General features: G+C 37.3%; 27 protein-coding genes and 1 tRNA gene. 10 read left to right on the forward strand and 18 right to left on the reverse strand.

Features of this window, described 5'->3' with window-relative positions; all coding sequences use genetic code 11:
- Positions 1–154 precede the first annotated feature (154 nt).
- The gene (locus tag N7Z68_RS05480) at positions 155–790 is read left to right on the forward strand and encodes a TVP38/TMEM64 family protein (RefSeq protein ID WP_275117464.1); all 636 of its coding nucleotides are present in this window, start codon (positions 155–157) and stop codon (positions 788–790) included.
- Positions 791–826: 36 nt separating this feature from the next.
- Here the strand turns inward: N7Z68_RS05480 and N7Z68_RS05485 are convergent, their stop codons facing one another.
- The 7 genes from N7Z68_RS05485 to ypzF all read right to left on the reverse strand — a co-directional run bounded on the left by N7Z68_RS05485 (position 827) and on the right by ypzF (position 3,678).
- A complete protein-coding gene (locus N7Z68_RS05485; RefSeq protein WP_308447211.1) occupies positions 827–1,333 on the reverse strand; it encodes a VanZ family protein in 507 nt (168 codons plus the stop codon).
- A 96-nt stretch (positions 1,334–1,429) separates the two neighbouring features.
- Positions 1,430–1,618 (reverse strand): hypothetical protein, encoded by a 189-nt coding sequence (locus tag N7Z68_RS05490; RefSeq protein ID WP_275117465.1) that lies wholly within the window; start codon positions 1,616–1,618, stop codon positions 1,430–1,432.
- 195 nt (positions 1,619–1,813) lie between these two features.
- Positions 1,814–1,954 carry an acid-soluble spore protein N gene (locus N7Z68_RS05495; RefSeq protein ID WP_216827844.1) on the reverse strand — a complete coding sequence of 47 codons (141 nt, stop codon included), beginning with the start codon at positions 1,952–1,954 and terminating at the stop codon, positions 1,814–1,816.
- A 236-nt stretch (positions 1,955–2,190) separates the two neighbouring features.
- Positions 2,191–2,331: an FbpB family small basic protein gene (locus N7Z68_RS05500; RefSeq protein WP_275117467.1), complete on the reverse strand. Its 141-nt coding sequence runs from the start codon at positions 2,329–2,331 to the stop codon at positions 2,191–2,193.
- Positions 2,332–2,439: 108 nt separating this feature from the next.
- Positions 2,440–3,156 (reverse strand): DUF421 domain-containing protein, encoded by a 717-nt coding sequence (locus N7Z68_RS05505; protein ID WP_275117468.1) that lies wholly within the window; start codon positions 3,154–3,156, stop codon positions 2,440–2,442.
- A gap of 156 nt (positions 3,157–3,312) precedes the next feature.
- The gene (locus N7Z68_RS05510; RefSeq protein ID WP_275117469.1) at positions 3,313–3,522 is read right to left on the reverse strand and encodes a DUF1657 domain-containing protein; all 210 of its coding nucleotides are present in this window, start codon (positions 3,520–3,522) and stop codon (positions 3,313–3,315) included.
- A 15-nt stretch (positions 3,523–3,537) separates the two neighbouring features.
- A complete protein-coding gene (ypzF, locus tag N7Z68_RS05515) occupies positions 3,538–3,678 on the reverse strand; it encodes a protein YpzF (protein WP_275117470.1) in 141 nt (46 codons plus the stop codon).
- 98 nt (positions 3,679–3,776) lie between these two features.
- Between ypzF and ymzB the strand changes: the two genes are divergently transcribed.
- Positions 3,777–4,121 (forward strand): protein YmzB, encoded by a 345-nt coding sequence (gene ymzB, locus N7Z68_RS05520; protein WP_275117471.1) that lies wholly within the window; start codon positions 3,777–3,779, stop codon positions 4,119–4,121.
- Between the two features lie 84 nt (positions 4,122–4,205).
- On the opposite strand, the gene acnA is transcribed toward ymzB, so the two are convergent.
- Positions 4,206–6,926 (reverse strand): aconitate hydratase AcnA, encoded by a 2,721-nt coding sequence (gene acnA, locus N7Z68_RS05525; protein ID WP_275117472.1) that lies wholly within the window; start codon positions 6,924–6,926, stop codon positions 4,206–4,208.
- Positions 6,927–7,148: 222 nt separating this feature from the next.
- On the opposite strand from acnA, the gene sspO reads away from it, so the two are divergent.
- Entirely contained in the window at positions 7,149–7,310 is a 162-nt protein-coding gene (gene sspO, locus N7Z68_RS05530) for a small acid-soluble spore protein SspO (protein WP_075386108.1), read from the forward strand.
- Between the two features lie 162 nt (positions 7,311–7,472).
- On the opposite strand, the gene N7Z68_RS05535 is transcribed toward sspO, so the two are convergent.
- Positions 7,473–7,727 (reverse strand): DUF2524 family protein, encoded by a 255-nt coding sequence (locus N7Z68_RS05535; protein WP_275117473.1) that lies wholly within the window; start codon positions 7,725–7,727, stop codon positions 7,473–7,475.
- A 146-nt stretch (positions 7,728–7,873) separates the two neighbouring features.
- Here N7Z68_RS05535 and N7Z68_RS05540 point away from each other — a divergent pair, with 146 nt between their 5' ends.
- A complete protein-coding gene (locus N7Z68_RS05540; RefSeq protein WP_216827852.1) occupies positions 7,874–8,011 on the forward strand; it encodes a small acid-soluble spore protein P in 138 nt (45 codons plus the stop codon).
- 69 nt (positions 8,012–8,080) lie between these two features.
- Here N7Z68_RS05540 and selA read toward each other — a convergent pair whose 3' ends face one another.
- Entirely contained in the window at positions 8,081–9,478 is a 1,398-nt protein-coding gene (selA, locus tag N7Z68_RS05545) for an L-seryl-tRNA(Sec) selenium transferase (RefSeq protein WP_275117474.1), read from the reverse strand.
- Positions 9,479–9,632: 154 nt separating this feature from the next.
- Positions 9,633–9,869 carry an Rdx family protein gene (locus N7Z68_RS24335; RefSeq protein ID WP_486918815.1) on the reverse strand — a complete coding sequence of 79 codons (237 nt, stop codon included), beginning with the start codon at positions 9,867–9,869 and terminating at the stop codon, positions 9,633–9,635.
- Between the two features lie 118 nt (positions 9,870–9,987).
- On the opposite strand from N7Z68_RS24335, the gene selD reads away from it, so the two are divergent.
- Positions 9,988–11,040, forward strand: coding sequence for a selenide, water dikinase SelD (selD, locus tag N7Z68_RS05550; protein WP_275117475.1), 1,053 nt, complete (start codon positions 9,988–9,990; stop codon positions 11,038–11,040).
- Between the two features lie 71 nt (positions 11,041–11,111).
- Here selD and selB read toward each other — a convergent pair whose 3' ends face one another.
- A complete protein-coding gene (gene selB, locus N7Z68_RS05555; protein WP_275117476.1) occupies positions 11,112–13,007 on the reverse strand; it encodes a selenocysteine-specific translation elongation factor in 1,896 nt (631 codons plus the stop codon).
- A 133-nt stretch (positions 13,008–13,140) separates the two neighbouring features.
- On the opposite strand from selB, the gene N7Z68_RS05560 reads away from it, so the two are divergent.
- A complete protein-coding gene (locus N7Z68_RS05560) occupies positions 13,141–14,430 on the forward strand; it encodes an ATP-binding protein (protein ID WP_275117477.1) in 1,290 nt (429 codons plus the stop codon).
- Between the two features lie 38 nt (positions 14,431–14,468).
- On the opposite strand, the gene N7Z68_RS05565 is transcribed toward N7Z68_RS05560, so the two are convergent.
- Both N7Z68_RS05565 and N7Z68_RS05570 read right to left on the reverse strand, forming a co-directional pair.
- Entirely contained in the window at positions 14,469–14,927 is a 459-nt protein-coding gene (locus N7Z68_RS05565; RefSeq protein WP_275117478.1) for a divergent PAP2 family protein, read from the reverse strand.
- Positions 14,928–15,015: 88 nt separating this feature from the next.
- Positions 15,016–16,155 carry a DUF3900 domain-containing protein gene (locus N7Z68_RS05570; protein ID WP_275117479.1) on the reverse strand — a complete coding sequence of 380 codons (1,140 nt, stop codon included), beginning with the start codon at positions 16,153–16,155 and terminating at the stop codon, positions 15,016–15,018.
- Between the two features lie 153 nt (positions 16,156–16,308).
- On the opposite strand from N7Z68_RS05570, the gene N7Z68_RS05575 reads away from it, so the two are divergent.
- Both N7Z68_RS05575 and N7Z68_RS05580 read left to right on the forward strand, forming a co-directional pair.
- Positions 16,309–16,405, forward strand: a tRNA-Sec gene (locus tag N7Z68_RS05575).
- A 122-nt stretch (positions 16,406–16,527) separates the two neighbouring features.
- Positions 16,528–16,695 (forward strand): hypothetical protein, encoded by a 168-nt coding sequence (locus N7Z68_RS05580; RefSeq protein WP_275117480.1) that lies wholly within the window; start codon positions 16,528–16,530, stop codon positions 16,693–16,695.
- 158 nt (positions 16,696–16,853) lie between these two features.
- Here the strand turns inward: N7Z68_RS05580 and N7Z68_RS05585 are convergent, their stop codons facing one another.
- The 3 genes from N7Z68_RS05585 to N7Z68_RS05595 form a co-directional block, all read right to left on the reverse strand.
- Positions 16,854–18,068, reverse strand: a complete 1,215-nt coding sequence (locus tag N7Z68_RS05585; protein WP_275117481.1) for a M14 family zinc carboxypeptidase — start codon at positions 18,066–18,068, stop codon at positions 16,854–16,856.
- A gap of 621 nt (positions 18,069–18,689) precedes the next feature.
- Positions 18,690–21,767 carry an efflux RND transporter permease subunit gene (locus N7Z68_RS05590; RefSeq protein WP_275117482.1) on the reverse strand — a complete coding sequence of 1,026 codons (3,078 nt, stop codon included), beginning with the start codon at positions 21,765–21,767 and terminating at the stop codon, positions 18,690–18,692.
- Between the two features lie 433 nt (positions 21,768–22,200).
- Complete coding sequence (locus N7Z68_RS05595; RefSeq protein WP_216827877.1) at positions 22,201–22,407, reverse strand: alpha/beta-type small acid-soluble spore protein; 207 nt, start codon at positions 22,405–22,407, stop codon at positions 22,201–22,203.
- 212 nt (positions 22,408–22,619) lie between these two features.
- Between N7Z68_RS05595 and N7Z68_RS05600 the strand changes: the two genes are divergently transcribed.
- The gene (locus N7Z68_RS05600; protein ID WP_275117483.1) at positions 22,620–22,766 is read left to right on the forward strand and encodes a YjcZ family sporulation protein; all 147 of its coding nucleotides are present in this window, start codon (positions 22,620–22,622) and stop codon (positions 22,764–22,766) included.
- 96 nt (positions 22,767–22,862) lie between these two features.
- Here the strand turns inward: N7Z68_RS05600 and N7Z68_RS05605 are convergent, their stop codons facing one another.
- Positions 22,863–23,282 carry a hypothetical protein gene (locus N7Z68_RS05605; protein WP_275117484.1) on the reverse strand — a complete coding sequence of 140 codons (420 nt, stop codon included), beginning with the start codon at positions 23,280–23,282 and terminating at the stop codon, positions 22,863–22,865.
- A 119-nt stretch (positions 23,283–23,401) separates the two neighbouring features.
- On the opposite strand from N7Z68_RS05605, the gene N7Z68_RS05610 reads away from it, so the two are divergent.
- Entirely contained in the window at positions 23,402–23,824 is a 423-nt protein-coding gene (locus N7Z68_RS05610) for a DUF2621 domain-containing protein (RefSeq protein WP_275117485.1), read from the forward strand.
- Positions 23,825–23,834 lie beyond the last annotated feature (10 nt).

Consider the following 23,834-nt stretch of genomic DNA (forward strand, 5'->3'; position numbering starts at 1 on the left):
TAGCAATGTGAACTAATTGTGAAAAGTAAAAAGTTTTTTCAGCTAATTTCTTTAAATAAAAGACCTGTCTCGTTATAATTGGTTAAGTTACTATTAAAATCAAAATCAGTGCTCATTACCTTAACCACACTATATTTGCAACGAGGAGAGTTTAATGTTTAAAAAAATTGGGGCAGTTACTCTTTATATTATCATCGGATATTTACTATACATTTATGGAGATCAATTAATCGGCTGGCTAAATACGTATGCTAGAAATTATCTATTATTAACGATGATTGTTGCCACTTTATTATCTTTATTTCCCATTATCCCATACCCTATTATTGGCGGAATCGTGGGTGCCGCTTTCGGGCCAGCTTTAGGAGCCTTTGTCATTTGGGTAGGCTCATCTGCAGCTTCTATTATTATGTTTTTGGTCGTTCGTTTTAGTTTTCAAGATTGGGGTAACGCCATCTTGCGTAACTACAAGCCTTTAGAGAAAGTTACCGTTTTGTTTGAGCGAAATGCATTTTTCGCCTTATTTTTAAGTCGACTCATACCATTTATTCCTTCGATCATCGTTAACGTCTATGCTGCTTTAAGCAGAGTTTCATTTATTAACTATGCCGTTGCATCCTCCCTAGGAAAGATGCCATCCATGATGTTATTTGCCATCGTTGGGAATACACTAGTAACCAATCCGAGGGACCTGATTCTTATCTTCTTCTTTTATGTAGTATTTGTAGGAATCGTCTTCGGTTGCTACAGACTTTGGAAAAAACGTGTCTTACATCTCAATGAGTTATAAACAAATAAGGAACCTTAACTAAAATGTTAAGGTTCCTTATTTGTTGTAGAAGATAATAACTCGCCTTTTAATCAACCGCAGAGATACAAATAGGAGTACTCCTACTAATGCACCAAACGTGTTTAATATTACATCATCAATATTTGCAACGCGATACGTGAACATAAACTGACTGGACTCAATAAAAATGGATATAATACAGCCGGCAATTGTAACCTTTAAAATGACTTTTTTTAACTGTTTCATTGCAAATGGAAGTAAAAAACCGAACGGCATAAATAACACAATATTTCCCAGTAATATGGTGATTGGGTCCATTATATCTTTACTAAAAACAGAGATCCGGTAAATACTTCTAAAAGGAATTAAATTATAATTGCGACCACCTGGTCCTTCAGCTCCAAGTGAAGCTCCATAATTCCAAGCAAACAAAGTGACATAAAAAAGTAAAGATAAATAAATAACAAATAAAACAAGAGCAAAGGCTCTTATTTGTTGAGAAGAAGATAAATTTCGGTTGTTATTGTTATTAATAGAAAACACGTCCTTCTAATCTCCATCCTAAGTTAACCTTTGTTTCATTATTGATTTTTTGGGACGATTAGACAAGACTTTTCCTTCTCAAATTTTTGATGAATTTCAACACTTTTCAACACCACGTTTTTGCATTATTTTTAATACCGATTCTTTTGGTTCCCAACAGTTAAATTGATAATTTGGTTTTGTTTCGTATTTTAAACGCGAACAAAAATATTGGGTATTTCCATTGTTTTTTAAGACTCTAAAGTGCTTGCAAGCAGCACAGCAATGATATTGTTCTTTACCCATACTATCTCCTCTTTAATTCTTTTACTTCATGATAGCATGGTACTATTTACGTTACGAGAAAAAAGGATTGGCAACAACAGCTCAAAACACTTAATTATGAGGTTAACCACCAAAAAAAAAGTGCTAGGCCTCAACTGAGAAGATGCTATCGGTTATAGCACTCCATCATAATTGAGGTCAACTAGCACTTAACACTTACCCTTTTGGCGGAACATAATCAGGGTGTTCATTTCCTTTTGTATTCATTTTCTTACCATTATTAGAGTCACTTTTTCTAGGCTGTGTACCTAGGTGATTTGGGCGAAACTTATCAAATGCGTGCTTTGACTTTGCCATTGTTCTCCCCCTTTCTCTAACTATAATGTAAGCAGAAAGGGAGCGAATCATAAGTGGCAGTTTTTGATAACAAAGTACAAGGTTCCGTTTAGCGACGTACGGACTGGAGCCACCGTATGAGATAAAGGAAACACGATGATCTCTACACTACGTCAAATGTATTTACTTGCTCTCAATTTATCAATACTTAACGTGTAAAAAAAGACCGGTCACGTTACTGGAACAGACCTAGTACCTTAAAATGCCACACCATTTTCCTTCTGAATTTTTTGTTCCCAGCGCTCTTCAATTTTTTCAAGTGCTTCTTTATCATTCATTAGTTGCCGTTTATTTTCCTGAACTAATTCCTCAAATGATAATTTTCTGATTTTTCTCATGTATATCACTCCTAACAAATAGTATCACTATTTTTACTGTTATAGAGTGAATTTATACCTAATTGTAAGAAAACTCTTACTTTATATTATATTTGTGGTTTTAAAACCCTATTGCGCTCCTTGTTTTTCCTGTGGGCTTATATAAATCTGTCCTGCTTCATCCATTGTCATAAGAAAGATGTCTTTATAGCTGCCATATCCATGCTTCGTCACTTGGTCTCTGAGCCAATCCACAGTCCCTACTTTATTAACATTCGCTAATATAATATGTCCATCTTCAATAAGTACGGTTGGATATCCTTTGTTGGTCGCTTCAATGGACATATCCTGTGGAGTGATCGAATCGTATTGACTTTTTTTAATGACACTAATCTGTCCATTTGCTTCTAATATAGCATAATCGACTTCGTTTAAATTTGTTTCAAGTAAGCGCATATCCATTAATAAAGAATCGATCGTAACTTTGGCTTTTGTCATTTGCTCTTTTAAGATCTTTCCATGTCGAATTAAAATGATTGGTTCATCTTCCACAACTCTTCTAAATCTTGGAGTATGTAGCGATATTACGGTTAACGCTAAATGCAGTCCTACAATTAATGCTGCGGCTGCTAATGGTCCACCCAATGGGAGTTCACCACTTGATAAAGGCTCCCCAACAATATCACCAATAATGACACCAAAAATAAAGTCAATAGGGTTCACAGTACTTAGAGAACGCTGACCTAATATCTTAACCAAAAGAAAAACATAAACATAAACAATAAGTGCTCGTATCAAAAATCCGTACACTGCTAAATCCGGTGACCCTGTCCAAAATTCAAACATGTAATCTATACTCCTTTCTAAATTAAGCAGGCTGACTCTAATAAAGTAAAATACACCACTCTTTAAATGGGTGTATAAACACTAGGAGTCAGCCCATACCGTCTTAGCCTTGAAAGAAGCCATATCGAGAAGTCTTTTTATACACAAAAACCTATTTTACTGATTTTGATTAAATTGCGGCTCCTCGTTTAAAACTTGCTGATATCGACCTTCAAGTAAATTACAAATGTTCTTTTGCTGTTGAGCTAATTGTTCGAACATTTGCTTTGCTGATTGATTTTCTGTTTCCAACGAAAATTGTACAAGACTCGCTTGAACACTTTGGGCTTGTGCCAGCGCTTGTTGAATTTGCGTTTGAACTGTCATATTTATTAGTCTCCCTTACTTATCCATGTCTCGGCTCATTTTTTCAGATTCTACTTCCGCATAAGATGCAAATTCTTCAGCATGATTTTTTTTCCCTTGCTTTTTAGCATTGTTATTTCGATTGGCATTTGCATTACCTTTTTTTGTACGTCCCATTTCTTTTTTCCTCTCTTTCACAGAAGTTTTAATTTTTCGTTCATAGGTTTGGCTAAAGTAGAAGAAAATATGAATGTAAAATGGAAGGGGGATTCAAAATGTCTAGCAAGTCAAATGAAGAAATTCAATCGATACTTAATCACCTAAATGATTGGAAAGGTGAACAGCTTTCTATTGAGAAACAAGAACGAGATGATGTAGACAGAAATACTCTGTCACTTGAGGAAGTGGAAATCGTGGAACAAGTGGAAGATACGGATGATTATGTTGACCCGTACACTATTCAATTACGTGGCAAAGGAACCGTCGTCCATACAAATGGTAAGGCTAAACTTCCATTGAATAGTTATGAATTACCGATCCGGGAACTGTTATCATTTGAAACATCTAAAGAGTTTATGACCATTAAGACCGACCGAGCTACGTATTATATTAAGAAATAACATTGATGTAGTGTTTGCATTTTTAATTTTATAAAAAATAAAACAAGGCTGACCAGCGGGTCAGCCTTGTTTGTTTCTTATAAATTAAGCATTTGCTTTTTCGTTAGCTAGTTTGTTACGAAGGATCATTTGAAGGATTCCACCGTGACGGTAGTATTCAATTTCAACTTCACTATCAAAACGAGTTAGAACATCAAATTGCGTTTTCTTTCCAGCTTCATCTGTTGCAGTAACCGTTACAATATCACGAGGTTTAACATCATTTGTAACTGCTACTTCAAACGTTTCTTTTCCAGTTAAGCCTAATGTTTCAGCACTTTCACCTTCTAAGAATTGAAGTGGAAGAACACCCATTAATACTAGGTTAGAACGGTGGATACGCTCATAACTCTCAGCGATAACCGTCTTAACACCAAGAAGGTTCGTACCTTTAGCTGCCCAGTCACGTGAGCTTCCCATACCGTAATCTTTACCAGCAAGGATAGCTAAGCCAGTACCATCTTCTTTATACTTCATAGCCGCATCATAAATTGCCATTACGTCACCAGTTGGCCAGTAAGTTGTAAATCCACCTTCTGTGCCAGGAGCAACTTGGTTACGGATACGGATGTTTGCAAACGTACCACGCATCATTACTTCATGGTGTCCACGACGAGAACCATATGAGTTAAAGTCTACTGGTTCAACACCTTTAGAAACAAGGTATTTTCCAGCTGGAGTAGTGCTGCTGAATGAACCAGCAGGTGAAATATGGTCAGTTGTAACTGTATCACCAAATTTACCTAATACACGTAAACCAGATAATGGCTTAACTTCGCCTGGCTCTTTTGAAAGTCCTTCGAAATACGGAGGATTAGCAATGTAAGTAGACTCATCATCCCACTTATACAGCGCATCTTCAGTTGTTTCGATTTCATTCCAACGCTCATTACTTTCGAATACATCATTATATTCTCTACGGAACAACTCAGGAGTTACTGTCTGTTCTACAACAGCAGAAACTTCTTCAGCAGTTGGCCAAATGTCCTTAAAGAATACATCGTTTCCGTCTTTATCTTTACCGATTGGATCGTTCTTAAGATCTACATCTACAGTACCTGCTAATGAGTAAGCAACTACTAATGGAGGTGAAGCTAAGTAGTTCGCTTTCACTAACGGGTGAATACGTCCTTCAAAGTTACGGTTACCAGAAAGTACAGAAGTAACTGTTAAGTCATTGTCAGCGATTGCTTTTTCAAGCTCGTCAGCAAGAGGACCTGAGTTACCGATACAAGTCGTACAGCCGTAACCAACGATGTTATATCCTAATTGCTCAAGGTAAGGAAGTAGTCCAGAGTCACGTAAGTAACCTGTTACAACTTTTGAACCTGGTGCTAAAGATGTTTTTACATACTCAGGAACTTGTAAGCCTTTTTCTACAGCTTTCTTCGCAACAAGACCTGCCCCTACTAGTACGTACGGGTTAGATGTATTTGTACAGCTTGTGATTGCAGCGATTGCAATTGCACCTGTTTTCATTGTTGTTTCATTACCATTCGCTAATTGAACTGTAACTTCTTTGTTGAACTCATCTTCTGAAAGACCTAAACCTTGAGTTCCTTGAGGTGCCACTACTGCATTGCGGAAAGATTCCTGCATTTGAGAAAGTGGTACAAGGTCTTGTGGACGTTTAGGACCTGAAAGGTTAGCTTCAATTTCAGAAAGATCAAGTTCTACTACATCAGTAAATACTGGATCTGGAGTTTCACCAGGAACGTAGAACATGCTGTTCGCTTTACAATATTCTTCAACTAACTTAATTTGCTCTTCAGAACGTCCTGTTAGGCGTAAGTAGTTTAATGCTTCCTCATCAATCGGGAAGAAACCACATGTAGCACCATATTCAGGAGCCATGTTAGAAATTGTTGCACGGTCTGCAAGCGGCATTTGTGCAAGTCCTTCACCGAAGAACTCAACGAATTTACCAACAACTTTCTTTTCACGAAGTACTTGAGTAACTTTTAAAGCCACGTCAGTAGCAGTTGTTCCACTTGGAAGTTGTCCAGTAACTTTTACTCCAATAACTTCAGGAACTGGGAAGTATGAAGGTTGTCCTAGCATTGCAGCTTCTGCTTCAATACCACCAACACCCCATCCAAGAACACCAATACCGTTAATCATTGTTGTATGAGAGTCTGTACCAAATACTGAGTCTGGTAATGCTACTGTACCATTCTCATCTGTTGTTGTTTGGATAATATTTGCTAAATACTCTAAGTTAACTTGGTGAACGATACCTGTTGCTGGTGGAACAGCACGATAGTTATCAAATGCTTTTTGCGCCCAGCTAAGGAACTGATATCTTTCTTCATTACGTTGGAATTCAAGGTTCATGTTGAACTCTAATGAGTCAGCAGTACCTGCTTTGTCTACTTGAACTGAGTGGTCAATTACAAGATCAACAGGAATTTCAGGGTTAATTACTTGCGGGTCTCCACCTAGGTCAGCCATTGCTTTACGTAAAGAAGCAAGGTCAACGACACAAGGTACTCCAGTGAAGTCCTGGAAAATTACACGTGAAGGTTTGAAAGGTACATCAATGTCTTGTACTTCACTAGTTCCCCATTTTGCTAGATTTTCTACATGTTCTTTCTTAATAACAAAACCGTCTTCTTGGCGAAGAACTGACTCTAATAAAACCTTAATTGAATAAGGAAGTTTAGAGACTTCTCCAACACCAGCTTCTTCTAATGCTTGAAGGCGATAGTAATCGAACTTTTTACCATTCGCTTCAAAAGATGAACGTGCGTTAAAAGTATTTGTCATATGTATTCCCTCCTCATAGCTATTATATAACAGTTTGACAAAGTTGTCGAAATAGTTGGGAAAAAATTTAATTAAATTTTGTAAAAGCACCTAGGTAAGCGCTTTTAACACTCGAATGTCATTTTCCCTACTCTAGAATAGCAAAAGATTCTTAAAGAATAAATGAATTTTTTAAATTAATATTAAGATTTTAGAAAAACTATTGTAATGGAGGTGATTTCATTGACTAAACGAAAGTCTAACCACATCATTCCTGGAGCTAATGCTGCTAAGGGACAAGGGAAAGATGTAGGCTATAATTCCAAGTTTGGGCAAGAGATGGCAAATGAACCATTGACTGAGGAACAAAGACAAAACAATAAAAAGAAAAAGAAAAATCAATAAGTAAAATAACGGCTATGTTGGCTGACTATTGAATATGGCGTGTGACATTTGAAATTTACACATTCCCCCCGCGAAGACAATAGACACTAACATTGTGAACAGAAAAGCACCCCCAATTTAGATCTTTGACTAAATTGGGGGTGCTTCATGTTCTGTTGACGTTTACTCTTGGACTTGACTTCGTAACTGCTCTAAGTCCTGTTCGTATTTACTTAGCTGTTCTCTTTGATGTTCTGATGCATTGGTTAAAGCTTTATTGATTTGAGTAAATGCTTCTTCTATTTCTTGCTTTGCTCTTTTTACATTATGTCCATAATCTGCCCTAGTTGTGTCAATGGAAGCTGTCGCTTCTTGGGCTTGAACAAAAGCTTGTTCTGCGGCTTGGAACGATTGTTGTTTATCTTTATGATAAGGCATAGTATCCCTCCTCAATAATCTCATTTTATTTTTCATTACTTTATGTTGCTTTATTCATCGAATAAACCGAATAAAGATTTTAGATACTATTACTGTAAGTTATTAGATGCTATCTGATGCTTGTTTAAATAAAGGAGGGATGAATTATGGCAGAACACAATTCTTACAAAGATATCCGCAAGAATGCCCCTAAAGGAGAGAACCCGGGTCAACCGGCACCAATGAAAGGTTCTAAAAAAGTAAAACAACGGAATCACGTTGGCCAAACCGATGGTGAGGGTTAATAGATGCATTTCCATCAGTGGAGAATTTTTTTCCACTGATGGGAATCGATGCTTAATTTTATTGTTTTATTATAGATGTTGAAGCGTGGTAATGATAATATCCACCTCTTCCTCTGTAATGGTGCGTAAGTCAATGTGTACTTTCTCATCAATAATTCGAGTAACAATAGAAGGTTCACTTAAACGTAATTCGTTAAATAACCGCTGTGCACTCCACCCTTTCCTTGCAATGGACACTAAGAAGGTGCCTAATTCAACTCCTGGCATCGTTCCACCGCCAATTTGTGATGTTCCTTCTTCGAGTTTTAAGTGAAATGGTAAGCCTTGTCCTTTTTCTAAAAATTGCATGGCTCTTTTTTGAATACTGCTTTTAGACTCTAATATAGCCTTAACAGTAGGTATTTCATTTTGCATTTCATCAGAATAGGTATAAGCTTTTAACGTAGCTTCTAGTGCTGCTAGTGTCATTTTATCGACCCTTAGTACCCGTGCTAATTGATGTTTTTTCAAACGTTGAATAATGGCTTTTTTTCCAGCGATAATACCGGCTTGTGGACCGCCCAAAAGCTTATCTCCGCTAAAGGATACGATATCTGCGCCATTTCCTAACGCTTCCTTGACCGTTGGCTCTTCCCCAATGTGGAAATCACGAAAGTCAAGAAGAGCACCGCTTCCTAAGTCTTCATACAATAGTACTTGAGGGTGATCCTTTTTTATCGATGTAAGATTTTTTAAAGGAACAGAGGCGGTAAACCCAATCGTCTTAAAATTACTCGTGTGCACTTTCATGATCATAGCGGTTTGTTCTGTTATCGCTTCTTCATAATCAAACGAGTGCGTTTTATTTGTTGTACCAACTTCAACAAGTGTTGCTCCGCTTTCTTCCATAATCGCAGAAACTCGAAACGAGCCGCCAATCTCAACTAATTCACCTCGAGAAACGATTACCTCTTTTTCTTTCGCTAATGCCTTTAGAATAAGGTATACTGCTGCTGCATTATTATTCACAACCATCGCAGCTTCTGCACCGGTAACGGTCTTAATCACTTTCTCAATAATATCGTGTCTTGAGCCTCTTGTACCGCTTTCGATATTGTATTCTAAGTTAGAGTAATTTCTCGCCACTAAAACAACTTGATCAATGGCTTCTTCACTTAACTTCGCCCTGCCTAAATTCGTATGTAAGATGGTTCCTGTACCATTAATGACACGTTGAAGAGAGTAAGCTGAAAATTCCTTCACTTTCTTTTCAAGTTCCTCAATAATAAAATGCTGAATTTGTTCGGGGGCTAGAGTGCACTCGCTGTCAGAAGTATTGAGCCATGCTTTTCTAATATGTGCTACCACTTCCTTAGCCATTACAGTCAATTGGTCTTGTGAAAGGTTGTACATATCTTTTATTGCTAAAAACCTCTCATGTTTTTGAATTTCGTGAATTGGAGGCAGTTGTCTCATTAACTCATTCATTGAAAACCCTCTTCTCGTTTCGTTCGTTACTTAATAACCATGAAAAAGAGGCTGTATCCTGATGTCAGCCTCTTTTCGTTTAACTAGCGTATCTTTCACATAAAGGTTACCAGTCAGGTAATAATTCAAAACGCCTTTTATATTATATCGTTTCTTACATTTTTTCCATTTTGTCAATAATCAGACTTGTTTCAGGGAATTCACCTGTTTCAAGCTTCGAATAGAGTTGTTCTCCATTCACGGTTACTTCAAAAGCACCACCTGAACTTGGGATTAACTCTAATGTTTCAATATTTCCTCTAAAGTGATTAAATAACTCTTCCGCAAACCTTGCGGCTTTAGGTGCGAAGTTTCACATCATGCAAAATTGAACAGATACTTTATAATTCATAAAAAAACAACCTTCCCTTCATCATAGTATTTCACCTTCCATTGTAAGGTATCATTTGCCAGTATGCAAAAACATTCATTATACTAAGATTAAATGAAGGTGGAAGGAGGAGAAAAACATGGACGAACGTGAAAAAATCCGCCTGACAGCAATGTCTACAAAAGCTGGTTGAGGATGCAAATTAGGTCCAGGCGACCTGGCACAAGTTTTGTGCCATTTACCTAAAACGACTGAAGATCCTAATGTTCTCGTTGGACTAGAAACATCTGATGATGCTGGTGTATATAAAATAACAGAGGACCTAGCGATCGTTCAAACGGTTGATTATTTCACACCGATTGTTGACGACCCTTATATGTTTGGTCAAATCGCTGCTGCGAATGCATTAAGTGATTTGTATGCAATGGGAGCAGTTCCGAAAACGGCTTTAAATATAGTTGGTTTCCCTATTAAGAAACTTCCAGAAGAAATGCTTGCCCAAATCTTGTTAGGCGCAGCGGACAAAGTGAAAGAAGCTGGTGCTGTAATCATCGGCGGGCATTCAATTGATGATCAAGAACCTAAGTTTGGTCTATCTGTTACCGGCTTTGTTCATCCTAAACGCGTATTTAAAAATTATGGGGCAAAACACGGTGATGTACTCGTTTTAACCAAACCCATCGGCGTAGGAATACTAACAACAGGGATAAAAAGAAATGCCGTTTCAGAACAACAAGAAGCAATTGTTACCGAAGTCATGGCAGCATTAAACAAAACGGCTTCTGAAACGTTATCTCCCTATCAGCCACATGCTGTAACGGATGTAACAGGCTTTGGATTGTTAGGACATGCTTTTGAAATGGCAAAATCTAGTGAAGTAAGCTTTATTTTTGATCATGAGGCTGTTCCTCTACTCGATGGGACTTATGAGTTGGCTGATAAAGGAATTATACCTGGCGGCTCTAAGGCTAATGCGAAGTGGTTGGATGATGTCGTTCACTATGACAACTCTCTCACAGAAAGTACTAAAGCCATTCTTTGTGATGCGATTACTTCGGGAGGGTTACTCATCAGCCTTCCTAAAAGAGAAGCGGAACTCTATATTAATGAGCTGAAAGAAAAGGGAATCCGTGAGGCAAGGATCATCGGTGATGTAATTGAGAAGCAGGAAAAAGCAATATATGTAAAGTAAATATTTTCGTTAGACATAAGAGTACCAGGTACCGAAAACTCTACGAGTTTAGGGTACCTGGCTTTTTTATACTATTTCCACACTCGATTTTGCTCTTGTCGGGTTGTATAACCTATCCGGTCTAACAGTTCTAATAACGGAACAAGATACTTTCTAGAAACATTCAAAACTTCTTTCGCATCTTTGAGCGAAAATTCCTGACTCGTTCCATTTTGTAAATGGGTAACTGTTTCCTTTAAAACATCAGCATGAATAAAGTGTTTTTCATCGAGGGCATATAGTTGTTCGTTTCTCAACAAGAAATGCCTAATCTCTTCTTGAAGGTCTGATGGAATTTGCTGCCGTGTAAACCAGTCGCTTAAAGGTGATACATTCACGCCTTCTTCTTTTAAGCCCGAACAAATAAAGTTGATCCGCTTTTCCCATGTTTTAGGGATAGACGGTGTAAATTCTTTCAATGCTAAATAAGGTCCTTCTCTCGTAATTTCACCCTTTTCAACAGCTAACTGAATAAAATATTCTAGAAGTTTCAGCTGAATAATTGTTCCAAAACTTTGAGTAATCTCTGCCTTCTTTTTACCGATTTGCATAGAGTTAGTTTCATGAAATTGTCTGAGGTCCTCTTTCATTTGTAACAACGTGCTCTCATAAAGAGTTTGTAATGTAAATTGTCCCTTCTCCCACTCTATGATCTTATTTGTCTCTAAGAGTTGGTCCATCATAACTGTTAATTCCTCTTCATCAATTGCAGATTGAATTAATAATTGTTCATGAGTCACACTTTGCTGCGTTTTCACAACTTCGATTATGATGTCTTTGGGTTCACCTGCTTGTTTACGTTTAAGCATTTCTACTGTTTTATCACCGAAACGGTACTTTTGCCCATTTGCGTTTATCACTATTCCCCCGCCGATCGTCTCCATAGGGGTAGGACGCCTTAATATAAAATGGTCCCCTCGCTTTGTAACGACTGGTTCTTCGAGCTGCAATTGGCAGAGTACTTCTTCTTTTTCCTCCAGTTTGTTTCGATCAAACATAATGATCTTACCATAGACTTCCGCAGTGCCAATATGTACTTTTATGTACCCTCTTTGCTTGACAGGATAATCTAGTTTTTTTACAACTTGTAACGAGACATCGATCATCGTTGTTACTGTGTAATGTTGTGAAGAAACGAGAACATCTCCTCGTTTCACCTCATCCTTTGATAAACCTCCGATGTTGATTGCCGCTCTTTGACCGGCTGCTGCTTCTTGAACAGGCTGGTGATGGACTTGAATTTGCCGTGCTCGTGTCTTTAGTTCAGATGGTAAGATTTCAAGAAATTCACCTTCTCTTATTCTACCTTCATAAACCGTTCCACGTACTACAGTCCCTTGTCCCTGAACAGAAAATACTTGGTCAATAGGCAAACGAAAAGGACCCATTGAGTTTCGATGTGTTACAAAGTGGAGTTCATTGTTAATTAATTGCTTTAAAACATCAATCCCTTTTAAACTAACGCTGTCTACATTACAGATTGGGGCGCTCTCAAGAAACGTCCCTGTACATTCTGAGCGAATATCCTCTTCAACTAACGCTAGTAATTCTTCATCCACTTTATCTATTTTCGTAACTACTATTATTCCGCGTTCAATACCAAGAAGGCTGAGAATTTCAATATGTTCTCTCGTTTGCGGCATCACAGCCTCATCCGCTGCAACAACAAGCAACACTAAATCAATACCGGCAACTCCTGCAATCATTTGCCGTATAAACCGCTCATGTCCTGGCACATCAATAACTGAGATGACGGATCCGTCTGTAAGTTGAAAATAAGCATATCCCAACTCGATTGAAATATTCCGCTCTTGTTCTTCTTTTAATCGATCCGTTTCCATATTCGTTAGTGCTTTTGTTAATGATGTTTTTCCATGATCGATATGACCTGCTAAACCTATCGTATAATGTGTTTCGATCTTGATCACCTCAACTAGCTCATTTCACCCTATTATAACTATTTTTTTTAATAATGCTAAAATATTTACATTAATTATCTTATAACCTTCTGTGGAACAAGTGTTATAATAGTGCTTGAATCGATTGAGAAAGGCGGATAGTATGAAAGCTTTAAGTCGCTTATTAAAAGCTAAACCTTATTATAAAATTCCCTTACTATACATTATATTAGGGATCGTTTGGATTCTCGGTACAGACCTATTCCTAACTCATATGGAGCAGTCCAATAATATAGATACGATATGGAGAACGTTTAAAGGCTGGTTTTTTATCGTTGTGTCAGGAATACTATTTTTTATCCTCTTTAAAAACCAATATAAAATGCAAAAAGTTGAAGAAGAACGCGAAATGCTGTCCTCTTTTATTAATGCGATGTCAGATTTTATTTCTATAAAAGATGGTGAAAATCGTTGGCTCCAACTAAATGATTTCGCTTATAAGCTATATGATCTGAACGAAGAAGACTACTCTGGGAAGAATGATGCAGAACTTAGTCAGTTATACCCTGACTATCGTGAGCACTTCATAGAGTGTGTTAAAACAGACGAAGATGCATGGGCCAAGCGAAAACCAATACAATTTGAAGAAGTTCTTCAACTAGAAGAAGGGGAAAGAATTTTTCAAGTCATTAAAGTCCCTTTGTTCACTAAAGAAGGAAAACGTAAATCATTATTCGTTATTGGAAGAGACGTGACTGACATTAAACGCGCGGAAGAATTGATTGCGAAAAATGAAAAGCTTTCTGTCGTAGGACAATTAGCTGCCGGTGTAGCACATGAAATTCGCAATCCACTAACCTCTTTAAAAGGCTTTGTTAAGTTAATCCAAGAAAATAAAGGGGATAATGACTTTTATTTAGGAATTATGGATAAAGAATTAGAAAGGATCAACATTATCGTAAATGAGCTTTTATTAATAGCGAAACCTCAAAAAGAAGCCTTTACTAAAAATAACATCGTTAGTTTAGTAAGAAGTGTTATCGATTTAATGATCTCTGAGGCAAAAATGTCCGGGGTTAAAATAGAGGTGGATGCTGCAAATGACCTCCCTCTCATTGATTGTGAAGCCTACCATCTGAAGCAAGTATTTATTAATATTATTAAAAATGCAATTGAGGCTTCTAACGAAGGTGACCTCATCAAGGTTAAGATTATTCAAAACGAAGGAAACATCTGCGTTAATGTAATCGATGAAGGTTGTGGCATTGAGAAAGAACGCCTGCAAAGAATTGGCGAGCCATTCTTTACTATGAAAGAAAAAGGGACAGGCCTTGGAATGACGGTTTCGTATAAGATTATCCAAAATCATAACGGTTCCCTGCATATCGATAGTGAACTTGGCAGTGGAACAACCGTTTCCGTTCACTTACCTATTGAAAATAAGCAAAAATAATAAAAAAACAAGAGGCTATATCCAGTGGATAATAGCCTCTATCTCTTGTTTAAAAAGTAACTCATCGCTCCTGTAAAAGCACCTAATAACGCTCCAGCAAAGACTTCGCGCGGTTGATGTCCTAACATCTCTTTTAGCTTGCGATCCTCTTCTTCATGTGCCGCATGCCGGTCATGCCCCGCTAGTCTTTCTACTTCATCATCCAAATGATTTACTTTTATCGATAATTCTCCAGCTTGTCTTCGAATACCTTGAGCGTCATACATGACAATCATGCCGAACACCGATGCTAACGCAAAATCGACAGAAGTAAACCCCTTTTTTAAACCAACGTACGTCGCTAATGCAGTAACACCTGCTGAGTGTGAACTCGGCATATTCCCACTTTCAATAACCGACTTCCAATTCCATGATCCCGTCGCCTGTTTATTTAAAGGAACTTTCAGTAACTGAGCAATACCGATCGTCGTTAAAGCCGTAGTAATCTCTTTATTCACCGTCATCACCTCATTGTTATTGTTTGTTATCCATAAGTTTCTATGCGATAAACAAAAAATAAAAGAGTGTAAAATGAATTTTTTTTAATTACTTCCCAATCTTATCGATGATATCTTTCATCTCATTCGGTCTTAAGAACTCAACCGGTGAAGCTCCTTTGCCAAACTCCAGCCTGTCTCCTTCTAATAATACGTAATAGCGACCATTTTGTTTTCCGATATGAACGTTGACACCAAAGTCAGAAAGAAGTGCTTTAATGCCAATATGATCTAATTTAAACGATAAGTCTAATTCAGGAATTTGTTCGACAAGATGATAAGACGCTTCCATCACTTGTTCAGCTGACCACTGCTCTTGGAGTTCCCGTTTTGGCGTTGTCGCCCATACTTCCATCGTTGTATCGAAATCTGTTTGTGGTGGTGGTGACGGTGCTTCAGTAGGACTTGTAGCTTCTGTTTCTTCGGTCTCTACTGTTTCCTCTTCCTCAGGCTCTGTAATTTTCAGGTTAGGCATAACTCCCGTATCTTCATAATACTGCTTTGCCAATGTAATGACTTGATCTTTCACGATTTCAGGCATCGACCGTTCATACTCTACAAACTTAAGGAAATCTTCAAAATAACGGGAGTGAGACGATTGGTGAATTTTAAGCTCCCATTCTTCGATCATTCCCTCTTCTGGCATGTACGGGTATTGAATTGATTTCATATTTTTCGTTGTAATCGCCATTTCTACTTGTTGAATTAAACTTCTTTCATCTGTAATGGTAGCTACTTTCGGTTCAAAATCACATTTTAAAACGAAAACAAATGGTTCATCAAAGTACTTATTTAATTTAGCTCGAGCAACAATTAAGGCGCCTCCTCGGATCGAACTTGTATCCATATAGGATCGGACTAATTGTTCACAGCTAAGTTGAAAATCGCCCGAAGACTCAGCACTACGAATTTTATTAAATTGATTGTAATTTGGGTTTGACGCTAAGTCATAGCCTTCTTCTACGAGAAACCTGCCTATCTTCGTAGGGACTTGGTCAGACTTTGGATGTCTTTCCACTTTTCGCTTTGAAATTTTCATTAACTCCCCTTCAAGAAAGTCACTTAAAGGATGATTCACGTAAGAAACTTCATCTAACGTTTGATAATGTTTGTAGCTTTTCGCTCCTTGTTCCCCTTGTCCTTCACTATCAATGACGAAGAATGATAAATATTGAATATCAAAGTCCATTTACTTCACCTAATTTATGTATAGAATGATAACTTTTTTAGTATAGGTATTCGAGTGTCCAGCGTCAACCGCGAACCTCAAGAAAAAACAACTCTTGAATTTACAGGACGAAAAATACTATAATAGTGTTTAGTTGTCCGCAAGTTTCTATACGGGGCTGGCTGGGGTACTGGTGTCCCCCAAGGTCTTCAAAACCTCTCGGGAGGCGCGTGCCGTCTCCGGTGGGTTCGATTCCCACACAGTCCCGCCAAAATCATTAATATAAAATTATTATTAACGATAGTCATCATTAACATAAATACAACTTTAATTTACTGAATAATCGGTATACATTCCCGGTTATACTATGAAGAAAAAAGAAGGGGCAATTCAGTGTTATATCCGGCTTTTTTCTGTAGAGAATGTGGCAGAGACTTAACTGAAGAGATTGAAAATACGAAAGATAGCAACAGCACTTGTGAGAAATGTAAAACAATTAAAGAGTCCTATGACCAATTTAAAGGAATAATGGGTCAGTCTGATTTATGGAGACGTAAATAAGCGCTTAAAATCAAAAGAACTTCTAAAAATTCACATTGCCTTGTCCTAAAACCGTTCTTTGAAAAAAGTGTAACAAACAAAAGATATAGCTAGTACTCAAAATATTAAAAACAACCATTTCACAAAGAGAATGGTTGTTTTTTGATGATGTCCTATTATTAAAAACTACCACTTGCTGGCCATCTTGATGTAAGTGGAATATTTTCATATTCTTCCGGGTCAATTTCATATACAGAACCATCAACCATACCGTCAATAATTCCATATAATCCGCGCTCTACAGCTTTAACGAGTTTACCACGTTCTTTTTGACCAAAATTTTGCGTTTGTCCAGTTACTTCAAACAGAACCGTTCCACTACCATTTAACGCATAGGTTCCTAGGGCAGTACCTGGCAGATCCAGTCCCTGAGAATAAAGTGTTACATTTCCAAACGGTGAGTTACCAATGCTATTCAACGCATCATAGATGGCAACATTTAATTGTCGAGAGAAATCATAGTTATATTTTTCTTTGTACTCTTGATACTTTGCTCCTTGTTCTGTATTAGGGTCTTGAACAAACTGACCTGAAATCGATAGTGTCACTCTGTCATCTGTTCCTTCTACGTAATATATCCCCTGGTGGTGAAGGTCAACGAATACATCAACGTTTCCAAACTCCTCTAATAAACCTTTATATACATCACGTGAAGCTTGTGCTTCTGGTGTTATAAACCAGCCAGGTGCTGCTGATCGACCTGGAAAATCTTCAGGTTGAGGAACATAATTTAAATTTGGATTAAAATCACGGTTTACGTCAAATCCAGGATTTTCTGCATAATTATAGCTCTGACTAACTCCTCTATCTAGGTAGTTCCAGGCTGGAGCACTAGCATTTGAAAGTTGAGGGAAAGCTTCAACAACCTCAGCCCACGTCATATCATTTCGTCGTTTATCCATTTCAGCTCCATCTGGGTTCATCTTAGGCATGAAAACTATAGTGAGTTCGTCACGAATTTTTTGAGATTGTCGTGAGTTATTCCCAAGCTGTTGAAGCATATTCATAATTGCTTCTGTTCCTGTTTTTTCGTTCCCATGGATCTCACTTTGGATTAATACGACTCTATCCCCTGTTCCGACTCGTGCCATATAAATGTCTCGTCCTCTGTTGGATTCGCCTACCACTTCCACCTGGACTCTTCCTTGACTCGTTCTTTCAATTTGTTTAAGTCGCTTTGCCATTTGTTCATGTGTCATAAACCCTGAGATCGAATAATCATGATGATGAGAAGTTGTTTCTTGTGCAAATACACTTGGTGTAAATGTTGGAGCTAATAAACTTGTACACAGTACCATTGCTCCTAATGTTTTTACTACCTTCTTCTTTTTCATAAAAACACTCCCAATCGTTTAATTTGCCGAAAGAAACTTATTAAACAAGGCGATTTTTATTCCGACACGCTAAATATTCCATATTAAGAGGAGTGTTCCTTCGCCACTCGAAAAGATAGGATTTTCATACTTAATTTGGTTAATTATGGAACATTTTCTTGTGATTCATTATGTACTTGTTCTCATAGACAAATGGTGGAATGTCTTAACTATCCTTGAAAAAGTATATATTTTACTAGGACTCAATCACAAACAGAGAATGTTACTTTTTCCATTCTCTATTTGTTTTCATAAAGTTAAGCCTTTTGCAGGAGAGAGAAATGCAATCATAACTTCTATTACATTTTCGGGTCCTTTTTTTATTTCTATATAACGAATTACTCTGAAATCAGAAAAAGCATACTAAATATGTATACTCAAAGTCTTTGTTATGGGCTAGATCACAATGAAGCTGATAGAAGCATAGTTCATTGGTAATTCAACAAATTAAATACTTTACCAACCGATATTCATTTCGTATTTGAGAGGTAGCACTGTAAAAAACAATAAAGAACCACCTAGATGGGTGCTGCATGCATCTAGATGGTTCTGTCTATTAACTGTTATGTGGTGTAAGTAAATCTATAACGTAGTTTCCTTCATATCATTTTTTTCTGCACTCACTTTATCTTTAGTTTTTCTTCTTTTCAGCCTGCCTACTCCTCTTGAAATGTCTTCAAACAATAAATAAACTGCAGGAATGAGAACGAGCGTAATCATTGTCGCAAAGAGTAATCCTGAGATGACTACTGTTGCTAACGGAGATTGATAACTGCTCGACACACCGGTCGCGAGAGCTAGTGGCAACATGCCGCCTACTGTTGTTAATGTCGTCATAAAGATCGGTCGTAATCTTGATTTACCGGCTTCTACTACGGCTTCTGCAACTTGGTAATTAGCATTTCTTAACTGCTTCGTTCGATCAATTAATAAAATCGCATTGTTTAAGACGATTCCGATCAACATGACGACACCCATCGCGGACATAATGCTTAACTCCATTTGTGTAATAAACAGCCCTAAGATGACGCCTGTAATCGTCATAGGGATGATCGACATGACAATAATCGGGTGCTTTAAACTGTTAAATTGGACAGCCATTACCACATACACAAGAAACAGTGCAATTCCTAGAATAATGATCATTTCTTGCATTGCTTCTTGTTGTGCTTCAAGATCACCACTCATAGAAATCGAGTACCCATTTGGTGTATTAAAGTCTTGGAGCATTTGTTGAATATCACGATTAACCGAGCCAAGGTCACGACCTTCTAAATCCGCGATAACCGTTACATATCGTTCACCGTCTTTTCGATCGATTTGAGTCGGAACTGTATTTTTTTCAAGCTCTATATATTTAGACAGTTTTTCTTTTTCCCCTGTTGGCGTTGTGAACTCGAAATTAAGCAGCTGCTGTTTACGGTCCATTTGTTGATCAGTTGTTAGAATTAATGGTCTAGGCGTATTATCTTCAGCGGTGACTTCTCCAATCGGACTCTTTAAAAATAATGGTTGAATGACATTCGAGATTTGTAAAGGGGTTAGATTATCCTCTTTGATTGCATCTTCCTTCAAGACTATATTGATTTCATCTAACATCTTTTCTCCAGAGGCGGCTTTTATACCAACTAACCCATCAATTTGTTCAAGTTCATGCATTAAGTTGTTTGAAATTCCTTCCAATTCCCCAAGATCTTCTCCGTTAATTTCAAGTGAGATGGGGAAGCCGCCACCCATATTCATGGCAGAACCAACACTTGTGATCGGGTACTGCTCTTCTAAAACTCGAAGGGCAGATAAAATTTGTTCATTGACTTCGCTTTGTTCAGTAGTCGCCTCTTCAATTGGCGTCATATTAATAATGGCGTAAATCGAATTAATATTGTCGATGACAATCGTATTGGTTAAATCTGAAACTCCTTTTAAGCGGTCGTACATTTCTAATGCGATTTCCTCCCGCTCAGATGGTGTCGTTCCACTTTCTAATTGCACCATCACTTCAGAATATCGGTTAAAAACGTCTGGCATGATTGTCATTGGTACTTTGGATACTAGTGTTAATGATCCAACAAACATCATAATAAACAATACAATGACACTGTAACGATAACGCTTCTTTCTTCCCATCCAAGAAATTAATTTTCCATAATGCCTAATAATCTTTCCTTCACTTCGATTTTTAGCTTTGGTACTAACTTTTAAGAAGTTTTCTGCAAGCACCGGAATTAATGTAAAAGATACAATGACTGAACTTACAAGTGTAAACACAACGACTAATGATAAAATAATCATGAACTTCCCAGCTTCTCCACCGAGTAATCCAATCGGCAAAAAGACAACAATCGTAGTTAACATCGAGGCTAATACAGCGGTGGATACTTCTTTTGTTCCTTTCACAACAGCTTCGTAATTTCCAAGGCCTTGTTCTTTTTTCTTAAAGATCGATTCAAGGATGACAATAGAAGCATCGACCATCATACCAATTCCTAACCCTAGCCCAACGAGACTTAACATATTAAAGCTGTAGTCAAAATACCACATTGCCGTAAACGTTAATAAAATAGAAACAGGAATCGCTAAGCCAATGATGATCGTCGCTCGTATATTCCGTAAAAATAATAACAATACGAATAAAGCGAGTATCCCTCCAATTAAAACATTTTGGGACACCCCATCAATCGCATCAGTCACATAGTCTGCTTGTGAAACAACTTCATTTAATTCAAAGCCCTCAACTAAACCAGCAGCGCTAATTTTATCAATCTCAGCTCTTATCGCTGCAGCCATTTCAATTTGTGTCACATCAGATGCTCTTCCTACTTGAACAAGGATGAAATGATCACTTCCGTTTTTCCAAACTCCTGCCGAATGTTCACTCGATTGTTCCGAGACAGAAGCTACATCACTTAATTTTTTCACACCATTTATTGTAGGTATTGCGATATTTTTTACATCATTGACATTTTGGATAGACGTATTCCAGCGCAAAGTTGGTTTATTTTGTTCTTCGTTCAATACACCTAATGCAACCTCAATGTTTGACTGTTGAATGATCCCCATAATTTGTTGCGCATTAAGACCTAACTCTTCCATTTTAGTTTGCTTTAATTCAATAAAAATTTCTTTTTGATTCATACCGACTAAGTCAACGTCACGTACTTCCGGCAATGCTTCCAAACGAGGCTCTAATACTTCTCTTGCAAAAATAGCCATAGTTTCTTTATCGCCGTTCGAAATATCCATAAAAAACTCATACGTTCCATTCATGGAATACGGGAAAACATGAATCTCATTTACTCCATCCAGTTGCGGTTTCAAGCCATTTAATGTCGATTTCACCTCGTTTGAAACCTCTTCACCGCGACCTTCTTCAATCTCTATCGTTATCGTACTGTTGCCAACACTGGATGAAGATTGATATCCTTCCACACCATCAATTCCAAGCAAGGTCTGTTCAATAGGGGTCGTAACCCGTTGCTCCACATCAAGAGTTGTCATATCTCCTGCATCCACATGAATAACGGCACCGTCGAAAGTAATAGGCGGCATTAACTCTTGATCTAACTTTGTCGTTGCATATGTTCCTATAAATATCACAAACACAACCATCAACCCAACGATTAACTTCCGCTTTAATAAAAAATTTAAGAAACCCATCATTCTTTTCCTCCGCCCTTTTTCTTCCATTAAATTATGTGCACAATGAAACTCCAACTATTAGCCAACAAGATACAATATATTCTCATACAAGAAGATTATATTACTTACATCTAGGAAAATTATCCTGTTTAGGGTTTAATTTGTAATCAGTCTCAAGACTGATATAAATAAGATTATTTTTATTAAAATTTGTATAAAATAATCTCAATCGTCAGAATGAACGTTTTTTGAATTCGTCTTAACGTTTTTCTGATGGCTATCCGTGCTGCCTCCTCCCAAACCATGCAGTGATTTCCCATTAGTTGGCGGCACGGGTTTATGAAATTATTGTTTTATCTAGTTTGAATTTAAAGTAAACAAAATAAAAAGAAGCAGGTGAAAACCTGCTTCTAATTCCATATATATTTAATTTTGGAGGTGTGGTCAGGAATAATTATTTTGTGGGATTACCATTTAACTGTTGTTCAGCCATTTGAACTAAACGTTTTGTAATCTCTCCACCAACTGACCCGTTTGAACGAGACGTGCCATCAGCACTTAATTGCACACCGAATTCTTGTGCGATCTCATACTTCATTTGGTCTAGGGCTTGCTCAACTCCTGGTACTACTAATTTGTTTGAACTATTGTTGTTTGCCATTTAAATGACCTCCTTTGTATGATGTATCTATAACATGTGTCAGACTGCAATGTTTTATGTAACCAAATGTTGGTATTCCTATTTATTAAGTACACTTTAACTTTTTTAGCTAGGTATCAGCCCAATCTGGATGCTTTCGTGACAATCGCCCACCCATTAGGGATGCCTTTACATATACTTATATTGAAACTACAAAAAGGAGGCATCCATTTATGAACTTCTATGGAGCACCACAGTTTCACGGCTATCAAGCTGGACCTCAATTCCACGGCTGTCACGGTGGAGCAGGGAAAGGATTTTCATTGATCGTCGTATTATTTATCCTACTAGTCATTGTAGGAACAGCGTATGTAAAATAATGATCTGAATATAAGAGGCAAGGTGATCCTTGCCTCTTTATTACGTGAAAACAAACACAAAAAAGCGCTAATAGCGCTTTTTTGTGTTTGTTTAGTTTATAGAAAATCAGTAAACTTAATGATAAACATGGCGATAATCGCTAACATAAGTAAAGTACTAAACATTTTTACTTTATTTACCGACTCGTCAAACACTTTCTTATTGTCCGCTGCTTCTAGGGACTCTCGCACAAATTTTGCTGTTAACCCTAAATAAGCTCCAATAATTACCCAGACGATAACAACGATGATTGTCCACAATGAAAGGTCAAATCGGATGAATACACCTGTTACAAGCATAACAACTAACGCACCATGTGCAATCATAATTATCTTTTTATAAATCTTTAAAATTAAATGAATCCGTTCCGAACCTTCAGTTACAGTCACATGGATGATGACAGGTAAAGGGATTAAGATAAAAAAGATAATCGAAATAAATAAATGGAGTGCGTACATTAAAATTTCAAACAACATGAATTAACCACCTCAATGTTCTATTTTATAGAAAATTAGTGAACGAGTAAAATATATTTTATGTTCGTCCCCTATTATGTTAATATTTAATGGTTAGATGAAAGTATTGAGGTGTTAATATGTCTACTTGGTTTATGTGGTTTATCGTTTTTTGGACGATTTTTTTAGTAACCGTCATGTTTATTGGTGGATATTTTATGTTTAGGAAATTTTTAAAGAAACTGCCAAAAGAAGATGGAATGTCGATTTTAGATTGGCAAGATCATTATATTAAAGAAACCATTCATTTGTGGCCGGATGATATGAAACAACTCTTAGAAGAACTTGTATCTCCAGTTCCAGAACTTTTTCGCGATGTGGCCAGGCAAAAAATTGCTGGAAAAATTGGCGAGATAGCAGTTGAGGAAAAAGCAGATGTGATTACAGAAGAGCTGGTTGTACGTGGTTATATTCTGGCAACACCAAAACGCGATCATAAATTTTTATTAAAGAAATTAAATGAAAAACAAATTGATGTCGCACCGTATCAAGCATTATTATAAATAAAGAGGA

The sequence above is a fragment of the Alkalihalobacterium chitinilyticum genome, from assembly GCF_029028005.1.
Classification (GTDB): Bacteria; Bacillota; Bacilli; order Bacillales; family Bacillaceae_F; genus Alkalihalobacterium; species Alkalihalobacterium chitinilyticum.